General features: G+C 68.6%; 15 protein-coding genes. 6 read left to right on the top strand and 9 right to left on the bottom strand.

The features are described 5' to 3' along the window. Window positions 1–50 precede the first annotated feature (50 nt). Complete coding sequence (locus ACXMYJ_RS11175; protein ID WP_260756681.1) at window positions 51–761, top strand: Rv0361 family membrane protein; 711 nt, start codon at window positions 51–53, stop codon at window positions 759–761. Between the two features lie 15 nt (window positions 762–776). On the opposite strand, the gene fbaA is transcribed toward ACXMYJ_RS11175, so the two are convergent. Together fbaA and ACXMYJ_RS11165 are read right to left on the bottom strand one after the other, a co-directional pair. Then, the gene (gene fbaA, locus ACXMYJ_RS11170; protein WP_460356129.1) at window positions 777–1,814 is read right to left on the bottom strand and encodes a class II fructose-bisphosphate aldolase; all 1,038 of its coding nucleotides are present in this window, start codon (window positions 1,812–1,814) and stop codon (window positions 777–779) included. Window positions 1,815–1,888: 74 nt separating this feature from the next. Beyond that, window positions 1,889–2,902, bottom strand: coding sequence for an alcohol dehydrogenase catalytic domain-containing protein (locus ACXMYJ_RS11165; RefSeq protein WP_460356126.1), 1,014 nt, complete (start codon window positions 2,900–2,902; stop codon window positions 1,889–1,891). An 88-nt stretch (window positions 2,903–2,990) separates the two neighbouring features. Between ACXMYJ_RS11165 and ACXMYJ_RS11160 the strand changes: the two genes are divergently transcribed. Then, window positions 2,991–3,641: a VTT domain-containing protein gene (locus tag ACXMYJ_RS11160; RefSeq protein ID WP_260757909.1), complete on the top strand. Its 651-nt coding sequence runs from the start codon at window positions 2,991–2,993 to the stop codon at window positions 3,639–3,641. Here ACXMYJ_RS11160 and nhaA read toward each other — a convergent pair. Then, window positions 3,638–5,500, bottom strand: coding sequence for a Na+/H+ antiporter NhaA (nhaA, locus tag ACXMYJ_RS11155; RefSeq protein ID WP_460356124.1), 1,863 nt, complete (start codon window positions 5,498–5,500; stop codon window positions 3,638–3,640). The two genes, ACXMYJ_RS11160 and nhaA, sit on opposite strands and share 4 nt — an antisense overlap. Then, window positions 5,487–6,620, bottom strand: coding sequence for a glycoside hydrolase family 76 protein (locus ACXMYJ_RS11150; RefSeq protein ID WP_460356122.1), 1,134 nt, complete (start codon window positions 6,618–6,620; stop codon window positions 5,487–5,489). Before ACXMYJ_RS11150 ends, nhaA begins: the two co-directional genes overlap by 14 nt. Window positions 6,621–6,693: 73 nt before the next feature. Here ACXMYJ_RS11150 and ACXMYJ_RS11145 point away from each other — a divergent pair, with 73 nt between their 5' ends. After that, entirely contained in the window at window positions 6,694–7,233 is a 540-nt protein-coding gene (locus tag ACXMYJ_RS11145) for a TetR/AcrR family transcriptional regulator (protein WP_460356119.1), read from the top strand. Then, on the top strand, window positions 7,230–8,840 hold the full coding sequence (locus ACXMYJ_RS11140) for an MFS transporter (protein ID WP_460356117.1): 1,611 nt from the start codon (window positions 7,230–7,232) through the stop codon (window positions 8,838–8,840). The genes ACXMYJ_RS11145 and ACXMYJ_RS11140 overlap by 4 nt, the downstream gene beginning before the upstream one ends. Here the strand turns inward: ACXMYJ_RS11140 and ACXMYJ_RS11135 are convergent. From ACXMYJ_RS11135 to clpB, 5 genes are all read right to left on the bottom strand, one after another. After that, window positions 8,733–9,377 carry a TrmH family RNA methyltransferase gene (locus ACXMYJ_RS11135; protein ID WP_460356114.1) on the bottom strand — a complete coding sequence of 215 codons (645 nt, stop codon included), beginning with the start codon at window positions 9,375–9,377 and terminating at the stop codon, window positions 8,733–8,735. The genes ACXMYJ_RS11140 and ACXMYJ_RS11135 overlap by 108 nt on opposite strands. After that, complete coding sequence (locus tag ACXMYJ_RS11130) at window positions 9,370–10,263, bottom strand: hypothetical protein (RefSeq protein ID WP_460356112.1); 894 nt, start codon at window positions 10,261–10,263, stop codon at window positions 9,370–9,372. Before ACXMYJ_RS11130 ends, ACXMYJ_RS11135 begins: the two co-directional genes overlap by 8 nt. Window positions 10,264–10,269: 6 nt before the next feature. After that, complete coding sequence (locus ACXMYJ_RS11125) at window positions 10,270–11,046, bottom strand: SDR family NAD(P)-dependent oxidoreductase (RefSeq protein ID WP_460356109.1); 777 nt, start codon at window positions 11,044–11,046, stop codon at window positions 10,270–10,272. Window positions 11,047–11,060: 14 nt separating this feature from the next. Beyond that, window positions 11,061–11,843 (bottom strand): trehalose monomycolate transport factor TtfA, encoded by a 783-nt coding sequence (gene ttfA, locus ACXMYJ_RS11120; protein ID WP_260756668.1) that lies wholly within the window; start codon window positions 11,841–11,843, stop codon window positions 11,061–11,063. A gap of 136 nt (window positions 11,844–11,979) precedes the next feature. Next, window positions 11,980–14,526, bottom strand: coding sequence for an ATP-dependent chaperone ClpB (gene clpB / locus ACXMYJ_RS11115; protein WP_460356106.1), 2,547 nt, complete (start codon window positions 14,524–14,526; stop codon window positions 11,980–11,982). 184 nt (window positions 14,527–14,710) lie between these two features. Here clpB and ACXMYJ_RS11110 point away from each other — a divergent pair, with 184 nt between their 5' ends. Beyond that, window positions 14,711–15,334 (top strand): CYTH domain-containing protein, encoded by a 624-nt coding sequence (locus ACXMYJ_RS11110; RefSeq protein WP_260756665.1) that lies wholly within the window; start codon window positions 14,711–14,713, stop codon window positions 15,332–15,334. Between the two features lie 214 nt (window positions 15,335–15,548). Continuing rightward, the coding region (locus tag ACXMYJ_RS11105; protein WP_460356102.1) for a sodium:solute symporter family transporter at window positions 15,549–16,466 on the top strand (918 nt) is incomplete at its 3' end.

Raw genomic sequence — 16,466 nt, 5'->3', positions numbered from 1 at the left:
GCCGTGCGGGCGCGCGCGGGCGTCACCGCGGATGGCTAAGCTTCCGCAATATGTCGAACGCAGGACGGCCTGACAATTCGGACCCGGATCTCACGTCCGCTGACGCCGAGACCGAGGTGTTCGCCCCCGCTGATCCGCGCAGCGAAGACCCCGACCAGTCCGGCGAGCGGCGGTTCACCGCTCCCTCGGGATTCGACGCCGGTTCCACCACGATCATCAACCGGCCCAACGAACCGGTCACCGAACAGTTCGCGGCACCCAAACCTGCTGCGCCACAGATGATTCCACCACGCGGCGACGCGCCGAAGCCGCCGCAGAAGAAGCGCAGGTGGGGCTGGGTGATCGCCATCGTGCTGGTGATCGCGGCGCTGGCCGCCGTCGCGATCCTGGGCACCCTGCTGCTCACGCGCGGTTCGGAGCCGGGGGTGTCGCAGGAGGACAGAGTCCGCTCGGCCATCCAGAGCTATGACGCCGCGATCGAGAAAGGTGATCTTGCGACGCTGCGCAGCATCACCTGCGGCAGCACCGCCGAGGCCTACAACAACCTGGACGACAAGAAGTGGGCCGACACGCACCGGCGGGTGGCCGACGCCGGCCGCTACCCCGTCGTCGCCAGCATCGACCAGATCGTCATCAACGGCGACCACGCCGAGGCCAATGTGACCACGTTCATGGCCTACGCACCGCAGACCCGCTCCACTCGCAGCTTCGACCTGCAGTTCCGCGACGACGAGTGGAAGATCTGCCAGGCCCCCACCTGAGCCGCCGGCCGGGCGCTAACCCGCCGACACGCTCCGGCCCGCGCTGTGTAGGTCGTTGCACGCCTCCACCACGCGCTCGCTCATCGATGCCTCGGCCTTCTTGAGGTAGCTGCGCGGGTCGTAAACCTTCTTGTTGCCCACCTCGCCGTCGATTTTCAGTACCCCGTCGTAGTTGGTGAACATGTGTCCGGCGATCGGGCGGGTGAACGCGTACTGGGTGTCGGTGTCGACGTTCATCTTGACCACGCCATAGCGCAGCGAGTCCTCGATCTCGGACTTCAATGAGCCGGAACCGCCGTGGAACACGAAGTCGAACGGTTTGGAACCCTCCGGCAGACCAAGCTTGGCCGATGCCACCCGCTGCCCCTCGGCGAGCACCTCGGGCTTGAGCACCACGTTGCCCGGCTTGTACACGCCGTGCACGTTGCCGAACGTCGCGGCGAGCAGATACCTGCCGTGCTCCCCGGCGCCGAGCGCCTCGACGGTCTTCTCGAAGTCCTCGGGCGTGGTGTACAGCTTTTCGTTGATCTCGGCTTCGACCCCGTCCTCCTCGCCGCCGACGACCCCGATCTCGATCTCGAGCACGATCTTCGCCGCGGCGGCCTGCTTGAGCAGTTCCTGGGCGATCGCCAGGTTCTCGTCGATCGGCACCGCCGAGCCGTCCCACATGTGCGACTGGAACAGCGGGTTCTCCCCCCTGCTCACCCGTTCGGCCGAGATCGCCAGCAGCGGCCGGACGTACGTGTCCAGCTTGTCCTTCGGACAGTGATCGGTGTGCAGCGCGACGGTGATCGGGTACTTCTCGGCGATCACGTGCGCGAACTCCGCCAGCGCCACCGCCCCGGTGACCATGTCTTTGACACCCAGACCGGACGCGAATTCCGCACCGCCGGTGGAGAACTGGATGATGCCGTCCGAACCGGCGTCGGCGAATCCCTTGATCGCTGCGTTGATGCTCTCCGAGCCGACACAGTTGATGGCCGGGAAGGCGAACGAGTGTTCCTTGGCGCGGTCCAGCATCTCGGCGTAGACCTCGGGCGTGGCGATGGGCATGGCGTTCCTTTCGACCGGGGCCGGCGATGGGGCTGGAGCCGGGGTTCCTGCAGTATCTCAAGAAACGGCAGCGCTCACACGGTCAGAACCATCCGGTATCGGGCGCGGCCCGAGTCCATCGCCTCATAAGCCTCCGCCGCCCTGTCCAGCGGCACCTCCTCCACCTTCGCGCGCACCCCGGACAGCAGCGCGAAGTCCAGCGTCTCCTCGACGTCACGCGACGTGCCCGACGGGTGCCCGGTCACCGAACGCCCGTCGTTGATCAGATCCAGGGGGCTGATCGGCAGGTTCTCGGCGGTGACGCCGACGACCACGAGTTCGCCGGCCGGCCCCAGACCGCCGACGGTCGCGGCCATCGCGTCGGCGTTGTTCGCGGTGGCCAAAACCACGGCCGCTCGGCCCAGCCGGGTCAGTTCGGCGGCGACGTCCTGGGCGGTGGAGTCGATGTAGTGGTGGGCGCCGAGTCGGGTGGCCTCCTCGGCCTTCCCGGCGCCGCGGGCGATCGCGACGGTCTCGAAACCCATCGCCCGCGACCACTGCACCCCGAGATGTCCCAGGCCTCCGACCCCGAGGACGGCCACCAGGTCACCGGCCTTGGCGCGGGTGTGTCGCAGACCGTTGAAGGTCGTCACGCCGGCGCAGCCCATCGGAGCGGCCTCGACGAAGGACAACCCGTCCGGGATCCGGGCGAGCGCGGTTGCCGGCGCCGTCATCGACTCCGCGTAGCCGCCCGGGTAGTGCCAGCTCGGCACTTGCAAGCGCTCGCACTGCATGAACAAGCCCTTGCGGCACGGCACGCAGCGGTTGCAGTTGCCGCCGAACCAGCCGACGGCGACCCGGTCGCCGGCGGCGAAGTCCTGCACCCCGTCGCCCACCTCGGCCACGGTGCCCGCGACCTCGTGCCCCAGCGTGACCGGCCACTGCAGTCCCGGGAAGTGGCCGGCGCGGAACTCCCGGTCGGTGCCGCACACCCCGCACGCCGCCACCGAGATGCGGACGTGCCCCGGCGGCGGAGGCTGAGTCTCGACCTCGACGACGGCGAACGCTTCATTGACGGACGGGACCTGAACCGCCTTGTGAGTGGGCATAACCGACATTAAGTCGAACGCGGTGATTCGGGGGCGCGATCACACGCCGGTAACCTAGGGAGCCGTGGTCGTCGACACTCTCGCCCTGATGCCGGGTTTCCTGGAGCCGGTCAACCTGCTCAACTCGTTCGGAACCTGGACACTGGCCGGACTGCTGCTCGTCGTCTTCGTCGAGTCGGGCCTGCTCTTCCCGCTGCTGCCGGGTGACTCGCTGCTCTTCACCGCCGGACTGGTGGCGGCGGGCGGCTCGGAGGAGATTCCGCCGTTCGCGCCACTGTGGGTGCTGTTGGTCACCATCCCGATCGCGGCGATCCTCGGGGACCAGGTGGGCTTCAACATCGGCAAGCAGGGCGGCACGCGCCTGTTCAAGGAAGACGCGCGGGTCTTCAAACAGCGCTATCTCGACGAGGCCCACGAGTTCTTCGAGAAGTACGGGCCGGTGACGATCTTCCTGGCTCGCTTCGTGCCGATCGTGCGCACCTACGCCCCCCTGGTGGCCGGCGCCGCCGACATGCGTTACCGCACATTCCTGATGTGGAACGTGACCGGCGGCATCGTGTGGGGCTCGGGGCTGACCCTGCTGGGCTACCTGCTGGGCCAGATCACGTTCATCCGCGACAACGTCGACTTCATCGTCATCGCCATCGTGGTGCTCTCGATCGTCCCGATCGTGCTCGAGGTGACGCGCAGGCGGTCCCGCAACAGGAACGGCGACCCCACCTCCGAGCCCACGCCCTAGGAGCGTGCGACGCGCGACTGTTCGAGTGCCCGGATCAGGCTCGCCGCGTCCCACGGCCCCTTGTGCCGTAACCCGTTGACGAAAAACGTCGGGGTGGCGCTCAGATCCATCTCGTCGGCGTCCTCGGCGTCGTCCTCCACCCGGTGCAGCACCTTCGACGAGTGCACCCGGACATCCTGGTCGAACTGTTCGATGTCGCAGCCGGCCGCGACCGCGTAGCGATACATGTCCGACCATTCCAGGTCGTCCTGATGGGCGAACAGTTCCCGGGCCATCTCCCAGAACCTGCCCTGCAGCGCGGCCGCCTCACTGGCCCGGGCGGCGTCGAACGCACGCGGATGCGCGCGCTCGAGCGGGAAGTGCCGCCACACGTACAGCAGGTCGTCGCCGAAGTGGGCGCGCACCTCGTCGATCATGCCGGTGGCCCGGCTGCAGAACGGGCACTCGAAGTCGCCGTATTCGACCAGCGTCAGCGGCGCGTCGGGCCGACCCCGGACGTGGTCGCGCTCGGGATCGACCGGGCGCAGCAGTTTCAGCCCGACCGGCTCCGGTGGGCTCAGCGCGTCGGTGATCCGGAAGATGGCCCACCCGAACACGAACGCGATGACCGAGGCCGCCAGCACCCCGATCCGGGCCTGATCCTGGCGTCCGGGATCGGCGATCGCGATGTCCACGATGAACAGCGAGATCGTGAAGCCGATCCCCGACAGCGCTGCACCGCCGGCGATCCGGCGCAAGGTCAGCCCCGGCGCGAGCACGCCGAGACCGGTACGCCGGACCAGCCAGGTGGCGCCGGTGATCCCGACGAACTTGCCCAGCACCAGGCCGGCGACGATGCCCCAGGTCAGTGGCGAGCGCAGCGCGGTGGTCAGGCTCTCCCTATTAAGCACCACACCGGCGTTGACGAGCGCGAACAGCGGCAGGATCACGAACGACACCGCCGGGCCGACCGCGGTCTGCATCCGCTCGTTGATCGAGATGGAGTCGCGCAAGGAGCGGCTGGCCGCGCGCGCGTACTGGGAGTTCGGTGACTGCCGGAACGCCCGGATCTGCTCGACGGCCCGCTCGACGGGGCGGCGTTCGGGAGTGAATACCGGGATCAGCACCGCGACGGCGACACCGGCCAGGGTGGGATGGATGCCGGCCAGGAACAACGCGACCCACAGCGCCACGCCGAGGACGGCGTATGCCGGACCCCGCGCGGCCGGAAGGTAGCGCACCGCGGCGAGCGCGACGAGCAGCCCCAGCGCCACCAGCAGCGGTCGAACCTGGATGCTGTCGGAGTAGAACACCGCGATCACGATCAGCGCGCCGACGTCGTCGACGACGGCGAGGGTGAGTAGGAACAGCCGGACCCGGGCCGGGAACATCGGTTTGATGATCGCCAGCGCACCGACCAGGAACGCCGTGTCGGTGGAGATCACCACACCCCAGGCGTGGGCGTTCTCCCCGGACGGGTTGAATGCCAGAAACACCACGGCGGGCAGGATCAGCCCGGCCGCGGCGGCGATCACCGGCACCGCGGCGCGGGACCGGTCGGTGAGCTCGCCGATGGTGAATTCCCGCGTCACCTCCAGCCCGACGATGAAGAAGAAGAACGTCATCAACGCGTCGTTGACGATGTGCTTGACCGACATCTCGACGTGGTGATCACCGAAACCGAGACCGATCTCGGTGTCCAGCAGCGCCCGGTAGCTGTCGGCCCACGGCGAATTCGCCCACAGGATCGCCAGGACGGTGAATGTCAGCATCAGGGCTGCGGCGGTGTTGTCGGTGGTCCTGGTGGCCCGGCTGCCACGGTTGAGCCGCGAGGGCAGCAGCGGGAACCCGCGCTGTGCGGCCGGTTCAGTCACTGTCACCTGCGGTCACAACATGCGCGGCTTCCAGAACCATCCATCCCGACAGTTGCACGGACAGATCCCGCTCGGGGATCTCCGACGAATTGACCGCCCCCTCCACGAACTGCGCGTCCCCGCCGCCCGCGGTGGGCAGCTCCGCCGGGCGATCCCAGAACGCCCCGAACAACGGGAGGTTCTCGGTGGCCTTGCCGGTCTGCCGGTTGTCCCACACCGCCCGCGCCGACGTGACCACGATGTCGCCCGCCGTCTTACGGGCCTCGACGTCTGCGTCGGAGTCGCCGGGCAGCTCGGTCGCCACCAAGGCCAGGTATCGCGCGAGGATGCCGTCGAACAGTCCGCCGTCCCCACCCCCGGCGCCCTTGATCACCCCGCCCGGCGCCATGTGCTCGGCCACCGCGGCCACCAGCCGGCGCACCCGTTCGGCGTGCCGCGGGTCGCTGGTGCGCACCGCCAGTTCGGTCTCGGCGCCCAGCACCACGCCCTGGCAGTAGGTGTACTGGGCGCGCACCAGCGAACCCGCCTTGATGCCGTCGAACACCAGGTGGGTGTCCGGGTCGATCAGGGTCTCGTCCATCCAGTCGGCCATCTGCTGGGCACGACGCAGAGGTTCGCCCAGAGAGGAGAGGTGCCGGGCGAGGAAGATCGCCGCCGGCCCGTTGGCGGGCGCGTTGAAGAACTGGTCCTGCTTACGCCACGGGATGCCGCCGCCGTCCTCAGGCACCCACGCGGTCAGGAACTGATCGGCGAGCTTGTCCAGCGCCTTCGGCCGGCCCACCCCGGTCAGCCTCCCGGCCCGTTCGAGGGCCAGCGCCAGCCAGGCCATGTCGTCGTAGTAATCATTGGTCCACCGGCCCAGGTTGCGCAGCCGGTGCCCGCGGATCTGACGGTTGATCGCGGTCAGCCGTTCCGGTTTGGGGTCGCGGACCTGCGCGTCGACCAGGTTGTCCAGCAGGTGCGCCTGCCACCAGTAGTGCCAGGTGCCGAACCGGCGGTGCTGTGCCGCGGCGGGCCAGGCGACCACCCCGAGCTGGGTGCCCGGCAGCCCCCACAGGCGTCTGAGGTGGCGCGTCGTGATCGCGGCTTCGGCACTGGCAGCGCGGTTGGCCCACAACTGATCCATGCCGTCGATCCTGCCTCACCGAAGCCGCGCAAGCTATGAGACAAATCTGTCTCACATGAGCTAGTGTTGTCGCATGCCTGCCACCCGGGACGAGTTGCTCCGCGCCGCCGCCGACTTCCTCGGCCGCCGGCCGAACGCGACCCAGGACGAGATCGCCACCGCCGTCGGCGTGAGCCGCGCGACGCTGCACCGACACTTCGCCGGCCGGCTCGCGTTGATGACCGCGCTGGAGGAGCTCGCGATCGCCGAAATGCGCGCGGCACTCGACACGGCCCGGCTGCATGAGGGCACCGCCGCCGACGCACTGCGGCGGCTGGTGGCGGCATGCGAACCGGTCTCGCCGTATCTGGCGCTGCTCTACAGCCAGAGTCAGGAACTCGACGTCGACACCACCCTGGACATCTGGCACGACGTCGACAGCGAGATCACCACACTGTTCGAGCGCGGGCAGCGCGCCGGGGAGTTCCGGCCGGAACTCACTGCGGCGTGGCTCACCGAGGCGTTCTACGGCCTCATCGGCAGCACCGCGTGGTCGATCCGTGCCGGCCGCGCCGCGGCCCGGGATTTCGACCGGTTCGTCATCGGCTTGCTTCTGCACGGGGTGAGCGCATGACCCGCCGCTGGGCGGCTCTCGGTGTCCTGACACTGGCCGTACTGCTGATCGGCATCGACGGCACGGTGCTCGCACTGGCGACCCCGTTCATCAGCTCCGACCTCGGCGCCACCGGCACCCAGATCCTGTGGATCGGTGACATCTACTCGTTCGTGCTCGCCGCGCTGCTCATCAGCATGGGCAGCCTCGGCGACCGGATCGGGCACCGGAAGTTGCTGCTCTGCGGCGCAACGGCTTTCGCGGTCATCTCGGCCGTCACGGCGTACTCTTCGTCGCCGCAGATGCTGATCGCCACCCGAGCGCTGCTCGGGATGGCCGGCGCGACCCTGACACCGGCCACATTGGCGTTGATCCGTGGCCTGTTCCCCGATCAGCGCGAGCGCAGCATCGCCGTCGGCGTGTGGGCGTCGGCATTCTCGGCCGGCGCCGCGCTCGGACCGGTGGTGGGCGGCGTTCTGCTGGAGCACTTCTGGTGGGGATCGGTATTTCTGATCAACATCCCGGTCATGGCGGTCCTGCTCGTCGGCGGCGTGCTGCTGCTGCTGCCCGAACACCGCAACCCCGACCCCGGTCCGTGGGATCTGCCCAGCGTCGCGCTGTCGATGGCCGGGATGCTCGGCGTGGTGTACGCGCTGAAGGAGGGCTTCACCGGGCTGGTGCACGGCATCGGAGCCGACGTGGTGATCGCCGGCCTGGCCGGCGTCGCGGCGCTCATACTGTTCGTCCGTCGTCAGTTGCGGCTTCCGGCGCCGCTGATCGACGTGCGCCTGTTCGGCAACCCACGGTTTTCCGGCGTGGTGGCCGCGAACCTGCTGTCGGTGCTCGGGCTGTCCGGCCTGGTGTTCTTCCTGTCCCAGTATTTCCAACTCGTGCACGGGTACGGCCCGTTGAAGGCGGGCCTGGCCGAACTCCCGGCCGCGGTGACGGCCACGGTGTTCGGGGTGCTCGCCGGCGTGGCCGTGCGCCACTTCTCCCACCGCGCCGTGCTGACCACCGGACTCGCCCTCGTCGGCGTGGCGATGGCCGCGCTGATGGGCACGCTGCTCATCCTCACCCCGATCGCGCCGTACCCGCCGCTGGGTGTCGCGTTGTTCGTGGTCGGCGTCGGCCTCGGATTGGCGTTCACCGTCGCCAGCGACGTGATCCTGGCCAGCGTCCCCAAGGAGCGGGCCGGCGCGGCGGCCGCGGTCTCGGAGACGGCCTACGAACTCGGCATGGCGCTGGGCATCGCGATGCTCGGCTCGATCGTCACCGCCGTGTACCGCACCGTCGCGTTCGCGCCACAGCTTGCGCCCGGGCTCGCCGAGCAGGCCCGCGACTCACTACCCAGCGCGATCCACGCCGCCCAGGCGCTGCCCGCCGATCAGCAGGCGGTGATGCTCGACGCCGCGAAAGCATCGTTCACCCAGGGCCTTTCGGTGGCTTCCGGGGTCGGGGCCGTTCTTCTGCTCACCTCCGCGGCCGCGGTGTGGTGGCTGCTACGTCCCCGGCCGGGGGACTCACCACGCCTGGTTGAGGTCGGCGTGCTGGCGGATCCAGGCGTGCATCGCGATCCCGGCGGCGACCCCCGCGTTGATACTGCGCGTGGATCCGAACTGGGCGATTGAAACCGTCAGCGGGGCACCGTCTTTCGCGTCCTCGGTGATGCCCGGTCCTTCCTGCCCGAAGATGAGCAGGCAGTCCCGGGGCAGTGTCACGTCCTCGATGCGGGCCGCACCCGGGACGTTGTCGACGGCGACCACGGCCAGCCCGGCCGCGGCCGCGAAGTCGAGGAGGTCGGCGGTGGTCTCGTGATGGCGCAGTCGCTGGTACCGGTCGGTCACCATGGCGCCGCGCCGATTCCAGCGACGGCGGCCGACGATGTGCACGGTGTCCACCGCGAACGCGTTCGCGGTCCGCACCACCGAGCCGATGTTCGCGTCGTTGCCGAAGTTCTCGATCGCGATGTGCAGCGGGTGCCGGCGCCGATCGATATCGGCGATGATCGCTTCCCGGGTCCAATAGCGGTATGCGTCAACGACATTGCGGGTGTCACCGGTGCGCAGCAGTTCAGGGTCGAAGCGCGGGTCGTCCGGGAGTGGCCCCTGCCAAGGTCCCACCCCGGGACCCTGGCCCCACTCGGTCGGACCGGGCTGGTCAGTCATCGGTGGTCCACAGCGCCGCGCTCGTGCCGATCAGCGACACAGTGGCGTACAGCAGCGCCGCGTTGATCTCCCCCTGCGTGCACAGCGACACACCCACCTGCACGCTGTCGCGCGATGCGTCGGGCAGCACCAGCACCGACGACCCGTACACTCCGCAGGCGTGACTCAGCCCCTTGCCGGGCAGCGTCGGTGCGGTGACCACCATCATCGGACCGCCCCGCTCGGCGGAGTCGTCGCGATAGCGTGCTGCCAGACCGCTGATCTGCAGGCCGAGCAGCATGTAGCCGTCACCCTGGAACGCCGCCGGATCCCCCAACGCCGACGGAGCCAGCATGGCGCCGTCGGCGCGGAACGCGTCGACGCTGGTGGTCTTCAACGACAGGCCGGTGTCGCTTCCGGTGGTCGGCGGCAGCCCGACCGGGAACGCGGCGGGGTAGGCGACGGTGGTGCCGGGCATGCGGTCGCGCGGCGAATACACGTATACGCCGCGCACCTGGGACTGGTCGCGCAGCGGGCCGAGGCAGACCGTCCCGGTCAGCCGGTCCGGGGTCGGCGCCGTCAGCGGTCGGATGTCGAGGCTGGTCACGTCGTCACAGCCGCCGATCGCGTTCGCCTCCAGGGGGTGGGCCAGCGCGCCATAGAGACCGAACCGGAGGTCCTCGGGCGCGGCGTGCGGTTCACCTTCCCGCGCCGGGGAGGCGTCGACGTCGACGAGCACGTTCTCGGCGTCGAAGCGCAGGTTGGCCACCGACATGTTCCATCCCAGGAGGGCCAGCGATTCGCCGATCGTCGCGGTGGCCGCGGAGAAGACGTCGTCACGGGCCTGCGGCGCGGAGCATGACGTGACGGCAAGCAGAATCGCCGCCAGGACCGCGATTACCCGCACCGGTTCTCAGGTCCGCCCACGGCCCTTGCCCACCACTTTCGTCAACGCGCGCACCAGGTTTCGCGGAATGACCCGACTGCCGGCCGTCAGCGCCTTGTACTGGAGGCCCGGGATGATCACCACCTTGCCCTTGGCGACGTCGGCCATCGTCTCGCGCACCACGTCGTCGACCTCCAGCCACAGCAACGACGAGGTGCCCGCCATGTCGATACCGGCGCGCTGATGGAACTCGGTGTGCACGAATCCCGGGCACAACGCGTGCACGCCCACCCCGGTGCCGCCGAGACCGTTGGCCAGCCCCTCGGAGAATGACACCACCCACGCCTTGGACGCTGAATAGGTCGAACCGCGGCCGGGCAGCAGACCGGCCACGGACGCCACGTTGAGCACGGTGCCCGAGCCGGCCGCCAGCATCGACGGCAGCGCGGCATGGGTGAGCTGCATGACGGCGGTGACATTGACGTCGAGCTGGGCCTGCAGCATTTGGTAGTCGGCGGTCCAAAATTCCCCGGAGGTGCCGAAGCCGGCGTTGTTGACCAGGACGTCGACCCCGGCCCGCAGGCGGTCGGCGACGGCGGCGCGGTCGGCGGCGTCGGCCAGATCGGCGCGCAGCACCTCGACGTGCGCGCCTGCCTCGTCGCGCAGCTCGGCGCCGAGGCGTTCCAGCCGCTCGGCGTCGCGGGCGACGAGCACGAGGTCATAGCCGTCGGCGGCGTAGCGGCGCGCGAAACCCTCACCGAGCCCGGACGTCGGTCCGGTGATCAGAGCGACGGGGCGTGGCATGCCCCAGAGGATACTTATCGCTGATAGTTCGGCGACTGCCGCCCATTACGCGGCGGTGGCGGTGGCGGTGTGCGGCGCTGCGGATCGGGCCGACCGGCCTCGGGCCGCGGCGGCCCCGCCGGGGCGGGGGTGAGCGGGCGGCTCGGGGAGCCGGTGCGGCGCGCGACAGGCTGACCGGTGGCCGCGGACGGGACCGGCGGCAGGACCCGCAGCAGATCGTTGAACTGCCGGACCGTGCGCAGCCCCTCGTCCCACTGGGCGCGGGTACTGGTGACCGGCATGCTGATCAGCGTCCAGTTCTGCTCGTTCCACATGATCTCCGCGCAATCCGGCGCGGTGTGGGCGAACGTCACCATGCGGCGGTCACAGGCGCGGCGGGCCGCGTCGAGGTTCGTGGAGTAGACCATGCGCGGACCGATGGCCCCCAGCAGCCAGATGTCGCTCTCGCGCGGCTCCTTGACGCCCTTGAGACGCATGTCTACGACGACGTTGGTGCCGACCTTGCGGTGCAGAGCGATCACGGTAGCGACGTCGTCGAGGTCGAAGATGAACACCGCCTCGCCGCGGATCTGCCCGAGCACCACGTTGCGGGCCGTCACGTCGCCGACGGTGGACATGACCCCACGCTTCCAGCGCTTGAGGATGTCGGTCGACTCGTGTTCGTAGTCGAAACCGTGCGACTTCGCCCACGACTTACGCCGACGACCGAGCCCGCGGCGTCGGTCCTGGTCGACGTACAGCAGAACTGCCGCACCCACGAAACAGAGTGCGGACAGCGTGAACCAAAGCGGAACCATTGCGTCAAGAGTATCCGCTCGACACGGCGCTCTCCGAATCCGAATGGGTCACAACCCGGTCACCCTTCCCCGCGAAATCGCATTCCACGCGCGTCAAGTAGCGAATTCAGCGCGTGGAACGCGATTTCGGCGAGGGTCAGCCCAGCACCAGCTTGTCGCCGTCCGGGCTCACATTGACAGGCACCACGTCGCCGTCGTGCACGTCGCCCGCGAGCAGCATCTTCGCCAGCTGGTCACCGATCGCCTGCTGGATCAGCCTGCGCAGCGGGCGTGCACCGTACAGCGGGTCGAACCCACGCTGGGCGAGCCACTGCTTGGCCGGCAGGGACACCTCGAGGGTCAGCCTGCGCTGCGCCAACCGCTTGGCGAGCTGCTGCAGCTGGATGTCGACGATCGATATCAGCTCGCCGGGCTCCAGGCCGTCGAAGACGATCACGTCGTCGAGCCGGTTGATGAACTCCGGCTTGAACGCCGAGCGCACCGCCGCCATCACCTGTTCCTTGGAGCCCCCGGCGCCCAGGTTGGACGTCAGGATCAGGATGGTGTTGCGGAAGTCCACCGTGCGGCCCTGGCCGTCGGTCAGCCTGCCCTCGTCGAGCACCTGCAACAGCACGTCGAACACGTCCGGGTGGGCCTTCTCGATCTCGTCGAACAGGATCACCGTGTACGGACGCCGCCGCACCGCCTCGGTCAGCTGACCGCCCTGGTCATAGCCGACGTAGCCGGGAGGTGCGCCGACCAGGCGGGCCACCGAGTGCTTCTCGCCGTACTCGCTCATGTCGATGCGGACCATCGCGCGCTCATCGTCGAACAGGAACTCCGCCAGCGCCTTGGCCAGCTCGGTCTTGCCGACACCGGTCGGGCCGAGGAACATGAACGAGCCCGTCGGCCGGTTCGGGTCGGCGACACCGGCTCGGCTGCGCCGCACCGCGTCCGACACCGCCTGCACCGCGGCTTTCTGGCCGACGACGCGCTTACCCAGCTCGTCCTCCATGCGCAGCAGCTTGGCCGTTTCGCCTTCGAGCATCCGGCCGGCCGGGATGCCGGTCCAGGCCGACACCACATCGGCAATGTCGTCGGGGCCGACCTCCTCCTTGAGCATCACGTTCTCGCGCGCCTCGGCTTGCGGAACGGCGGCGTCGAGTTTCTTCTCGACCTCGGGGATGCGGCCGTACCGCAGCTCGGCGGCCTTGGCCAGATCGCCGTCGCGTTCGGCCCGGTCGGCCGCACCGCGCAGGTCCTCCAGCTGTTCCTTGAGCTCGCGGACGACATCGATGGCGTTCTTCTCGTTCTGCCACCTGCTGGTCAGCTCGGAGAGCTTCTCCTTCTGATCGGCCAGTTCGGAGCGCAGCTTCTCCAAACGGTCGCGCGACGCAGCATCTGATTCCTTCTCCAGCGCCATCTCCTCGATCTCGAGGCGACGGACCAGCCGCTCGACCTCGTCGATCTCGACGGGACGCGAGTCGATCTCCATGCGCAGCCGGGAGGCGGCCTCGTCGACCAGGTCGATGGCCTTGTCCGGAAGGAACCGGGCCGTGATGTAGCGGTCGCTCAGCGTGGCCGCGGAGACCAGTGCCGAGTCGGTGATCCGCACGCCGTGGTGCACCTCGTAGCGCTCCTTGAGGCCACGAAGGATGCCGACGGTGTCCTCGACCGACGGTTCGCCGACCAGCACCTGCTGGAATCGGCGTTCCAGCGCGGCGTCCTTCTCGATGTACTTGCGGTACTCATCGAGCGTGGTCGCGCCGACCAGCCGCAGCTCACCGCGGGCCAGCATCGGCTTGATCATGTTACCGGCGTCCATCGCCGATTCACCGGTCGCGCCGGCGCCGACGATGGTGTGCAACTCGTCGATGAACGTGATGATCTGACCCGCCGAGTTCTTGATGTCGTCCAGGACGGCCTTCAGCCGTTCCTCGAACTCACCGCGGTACTTGGCGCCGGCCACCATCGAGCCCAGGTCGAGCGACACGACGGTCTTGTCGCGCAGGCTTTCCGGCACGTCGCCGGCGACGATGCGCTGGGCCAGGCCCTCCACGATCGCGGTCTTGCCGACGCCGGGTTCGCCGATGAGCACCGGGTTGTTCTTGGTACGCCGGCTCAGCACCTGCACGACGCGCCGGATCTCGGTGTCGCGGCCGATGACCGGATCGAGCTTGCCTTCCCGCGCGCGGGCGGTCAGGTCGGTGGAGTACTTCTCCAGCGCCTGATAGGTGCCCTCGGGATCGGGGCTGGTGACGCGGGCACTGCCGCGCACCTTGACGAACGCCTCCCGCAACGCCTGCGGGGACGCGCCGTGGCCGGTCAGGAGTTTCGCAACATCGGTGTCGTTGCTGGCCAGACCGACGAGCAGGTGCTCGGTGGAGACGTACTCGTCGTCCATCTCGGTGGCGAGGTTGGTCGCGGCGGTGATCGCCGCGATCGACTGGGGCGCCAGCTGCGGCTGCGAGCTCGAACCGGTGACACTGGGCAACCGGTCGAGCAGCCGTTGCGTCTCGGCGCGGACGGTCGCGGGTTCGACGCCGACGGCCTCCAGAAGTGGTGCGGCGATTCCGTCATTCTGCGTCAGCAGAGCCATCAGCAGGTGCGCGGGCGTGATCTGCGGGTTCCCCGCGGCGGTGGCCGCCTGCAGCGCCGAGGTCAGGACCGCCTGGGTCTTGGTCGTCGGATTGAACGAGTCCACGACACCTCCCTTTCCTATATGTATTCAGGGCTGCACAGCAGGCCCCTGAAATGCTTGTCTTCCACTCCAACGTCGTCAAGGTTGAGTGTGTTCCGCTCAAGTCTGATTAGTTTTACCAGATTTTCGGCGGCGGACACGAGTGCCGTGCCCGGTGCCCGGCTCCGCAGCGGGTTAGCGTCGCCCTATGTCCGACTCCGGCTCCGGTGATTTCGAGTTCGAACGGAAGTTCTTCGTCCGCGACATGCCCGCTGTGGCCGCCTCCGATCCGACTCCCGTCCTGATCGCCCAGGCCTATCTGTTCGCTTCCGACGGCTACGCGGTGCGGGTGCGGCTGCAGGGACCAGCGCCCGCCGACCTGAGTGGAACTCCCGGGGACCTGGTGACGAGACTGGGCGACGACGCGATCGGCACCATGACGGCCAAAGGCCCTGCGGCCGGCGGCACCCGTTACGAGGCCGAGCGAGATCTCGATCCGTTGGTCGCCGGGCAGATCGTGTCCCGGGCCGAGCACGTCGTGCTCAAGGTCAGGTCGTCGGTCTGGCTCGGCGAGGACGGCTGGGTCCTCGACCGGTTCCTCGGCGGCAACGCTCCCCTGCTGCTCGCCGAGGTGGAGCGCAACGGCCCGGTGGTCGACCTGGCGATCCCGTCGTTCTGCACCACCGAGGTGTCCGAGGACGACCGGTTCCGCAACGAGTACCTGGCGCATCACCCGTTCGGCACGTGGGCGGCGGACTACCGCCGCGAGCTGAACCTGCTCGGCCCGCGGTTCGTCGACAATCTCGGGCAGAACGAATTCGAGGGCACCTGAAGCTCCCCGGCCTGCCACTGCCGCGTCAATTCCGCTCAGGCTGAGCCCAACTCTTTTCTCAAGCAAGCATCACGCGGATGCTGACGCAGCCACCACACCGTGGCGGGAGTTCGCCAGTCGCGGGCTCCGTCAACTCACCCACTGGCCGGGCCGGCAGCCCACGCGCTGCGCCCAGCCTTGCTGGGGTGATGTCACCGCGCCGAGGAGTGTCTCCGTGTTCCATCCGTCCGACCTGTCGCCAGGCATCGGCTTCGCCCTGATGCTGGGCCTGGGCGCCTTCATGTTCGTCGTCGCCTTCACCGTCCGCTCGATGGTGAGGAACACCCACGATTTCGTGATCGCCGACCGCCGTATCGGTTTCGGCTTCGGCGTCGGCTCGGTGATCGCGGTGTGGACCTGGTCGATGGCGGTGATGATGTCGTCGGCGCAGGCCTTCAGCTTCGGTACCTCCGGCCTGATCTGGTTCGTGGTGCCCAACGGCCTGGCGGTGATGGTGATGGTGCCGTTCGCGCTGCGGCTGCGGCGCCAGATGCCGGCCGGCTACACGATCGTGGAGTTCATCCGCGAACGCTTCCAGAACAAACCCGCCACGACGGTGATGCTGGTGGCGATGCTGCTCGGGCTGCTCGCCGAAATCTTCATCAACCTGTTCGGCGTGGTGTTGGTGATGGGCGTGATCTTCGGCCTCAACCCCACCGTGGTGCTCATCGTGACGCTGGCGACGGTCACTGTGTACTCCTATTTCGGCGGCCTGTGGACCTCGGCGATCACGGCGACGTTCAACACACTGCTCATCACCGTGCCCGCGGCGATCGTGGTGCTGTACGTGCTGCAGAAAGTCGGCGGGCCCGAGCTGGTGTTCCAAAAGGTCGACGAGGCAGGGGCCGACACGCTCAATGCTCTCGACGGCTCCGCCGCGGCCGCCTTCGGCATCTCGCTCGCGCTGGGCCTACTCGCGTCGACGATGGCCGACCAGACGTTCTGGCAGAAGGCGTGGGCGCTAAACCTCGATCCGTGGACTGAAGTGATTGATGTGTCTGCTGAGACTGTTCTTCGTGGTGCGGGGGTGTGGGCATGGGGTAATCGCTGGTCTGCCCAGCATTTCCTGTGTGCTCCGGTAGGGGCCTGCTCG

It is taken from the genome of Mycobacterium sp. ZZG, from assembly GCF_054786995.1.
The sequence above is the reverse complement of the archived record's forward strand: the minus strand, read 5'-3'. Positions and strand labels throughout refer to the sequence as shown.

Coding starts and splice junctions, on each gene's coding strand:
- ACXMYJ_RS11175 (WP_260756681.1), top strand. CDS start 51: ATGTCGAACGCAGGACGGCCTGACAATTCGGACCCGGATCTCACGTCC.
- fbaA (WP_460356129.1), bottom strand. CDS start 1,814: ATGCCCATCGCCACGCCCGAGGTCTACGCCGAGATGCTGGACCGCGCC.
- ACXMYJ_RS11165 (WP_460356126.1), bottom strand. CDS start 2,902: ATGCCCACTCACAAGGCGGTTCAGGTCCCGTCCGTCAATGAAGCGTTC.
- ACXMYJ_RS11160 (WP_260757909.1), top strand. CDS start 2,991: ATGCCGGGTTTCCTGGAGCCGGTCAACCTGCTCAACTCGTTCGGAACC.
- ACXMYJ_RS11150 (WP_460356122.1), bottom strand. CDS start 6,620: ATGGATCAGTTGTGGGCCAACCGCGCTGCCAGTGCCGAAGCCGCGATC.
- ACXMYJ_RS11145 (WP_460356119.1), top strand. CDS start 6,694: ATGCCTGCCACCCGGGACGAGTTGCTCCGCGCCGCCGCCGACTTCCTC.
- ACXMYJ_RS11140 (WP_460356117.1), top strand. CDS start 7,230: ATGACCCGCCGCTGGGCGGCTCTCGGTGTCCTGACACTGGCCGTACTG.
- ACXMYJ_RS11135 (WP_460356114.1), bottom strand. CDS start 9,377: ATGACTGACCAGCCCGGTCCGACCGAGTGGGGCCAGGGTCCCGGGGTG.
- ACXMYJ_RS11125 (WP_460356109.1), bottom strand. CDS start 11,046: ATGCCACGCCCCGTCGCTCTGATCACCGGACCGACGTCCGGGCTCGGT.
- ttfA (WP_260756668.1), bottom strand. CDS start 11,843: ATGGTTCCGCTTTGGTTCACGCTGTCCGCACTCTGTTTCGTGGGTGCG.
- ACXMYJ_RS11110 (WP_260756665.1), top strand. CDS start 14,711: ATGTCCGACTCCGGCTCCGGTGATTTCGAGTTCGAACGGAAGTTCTTC.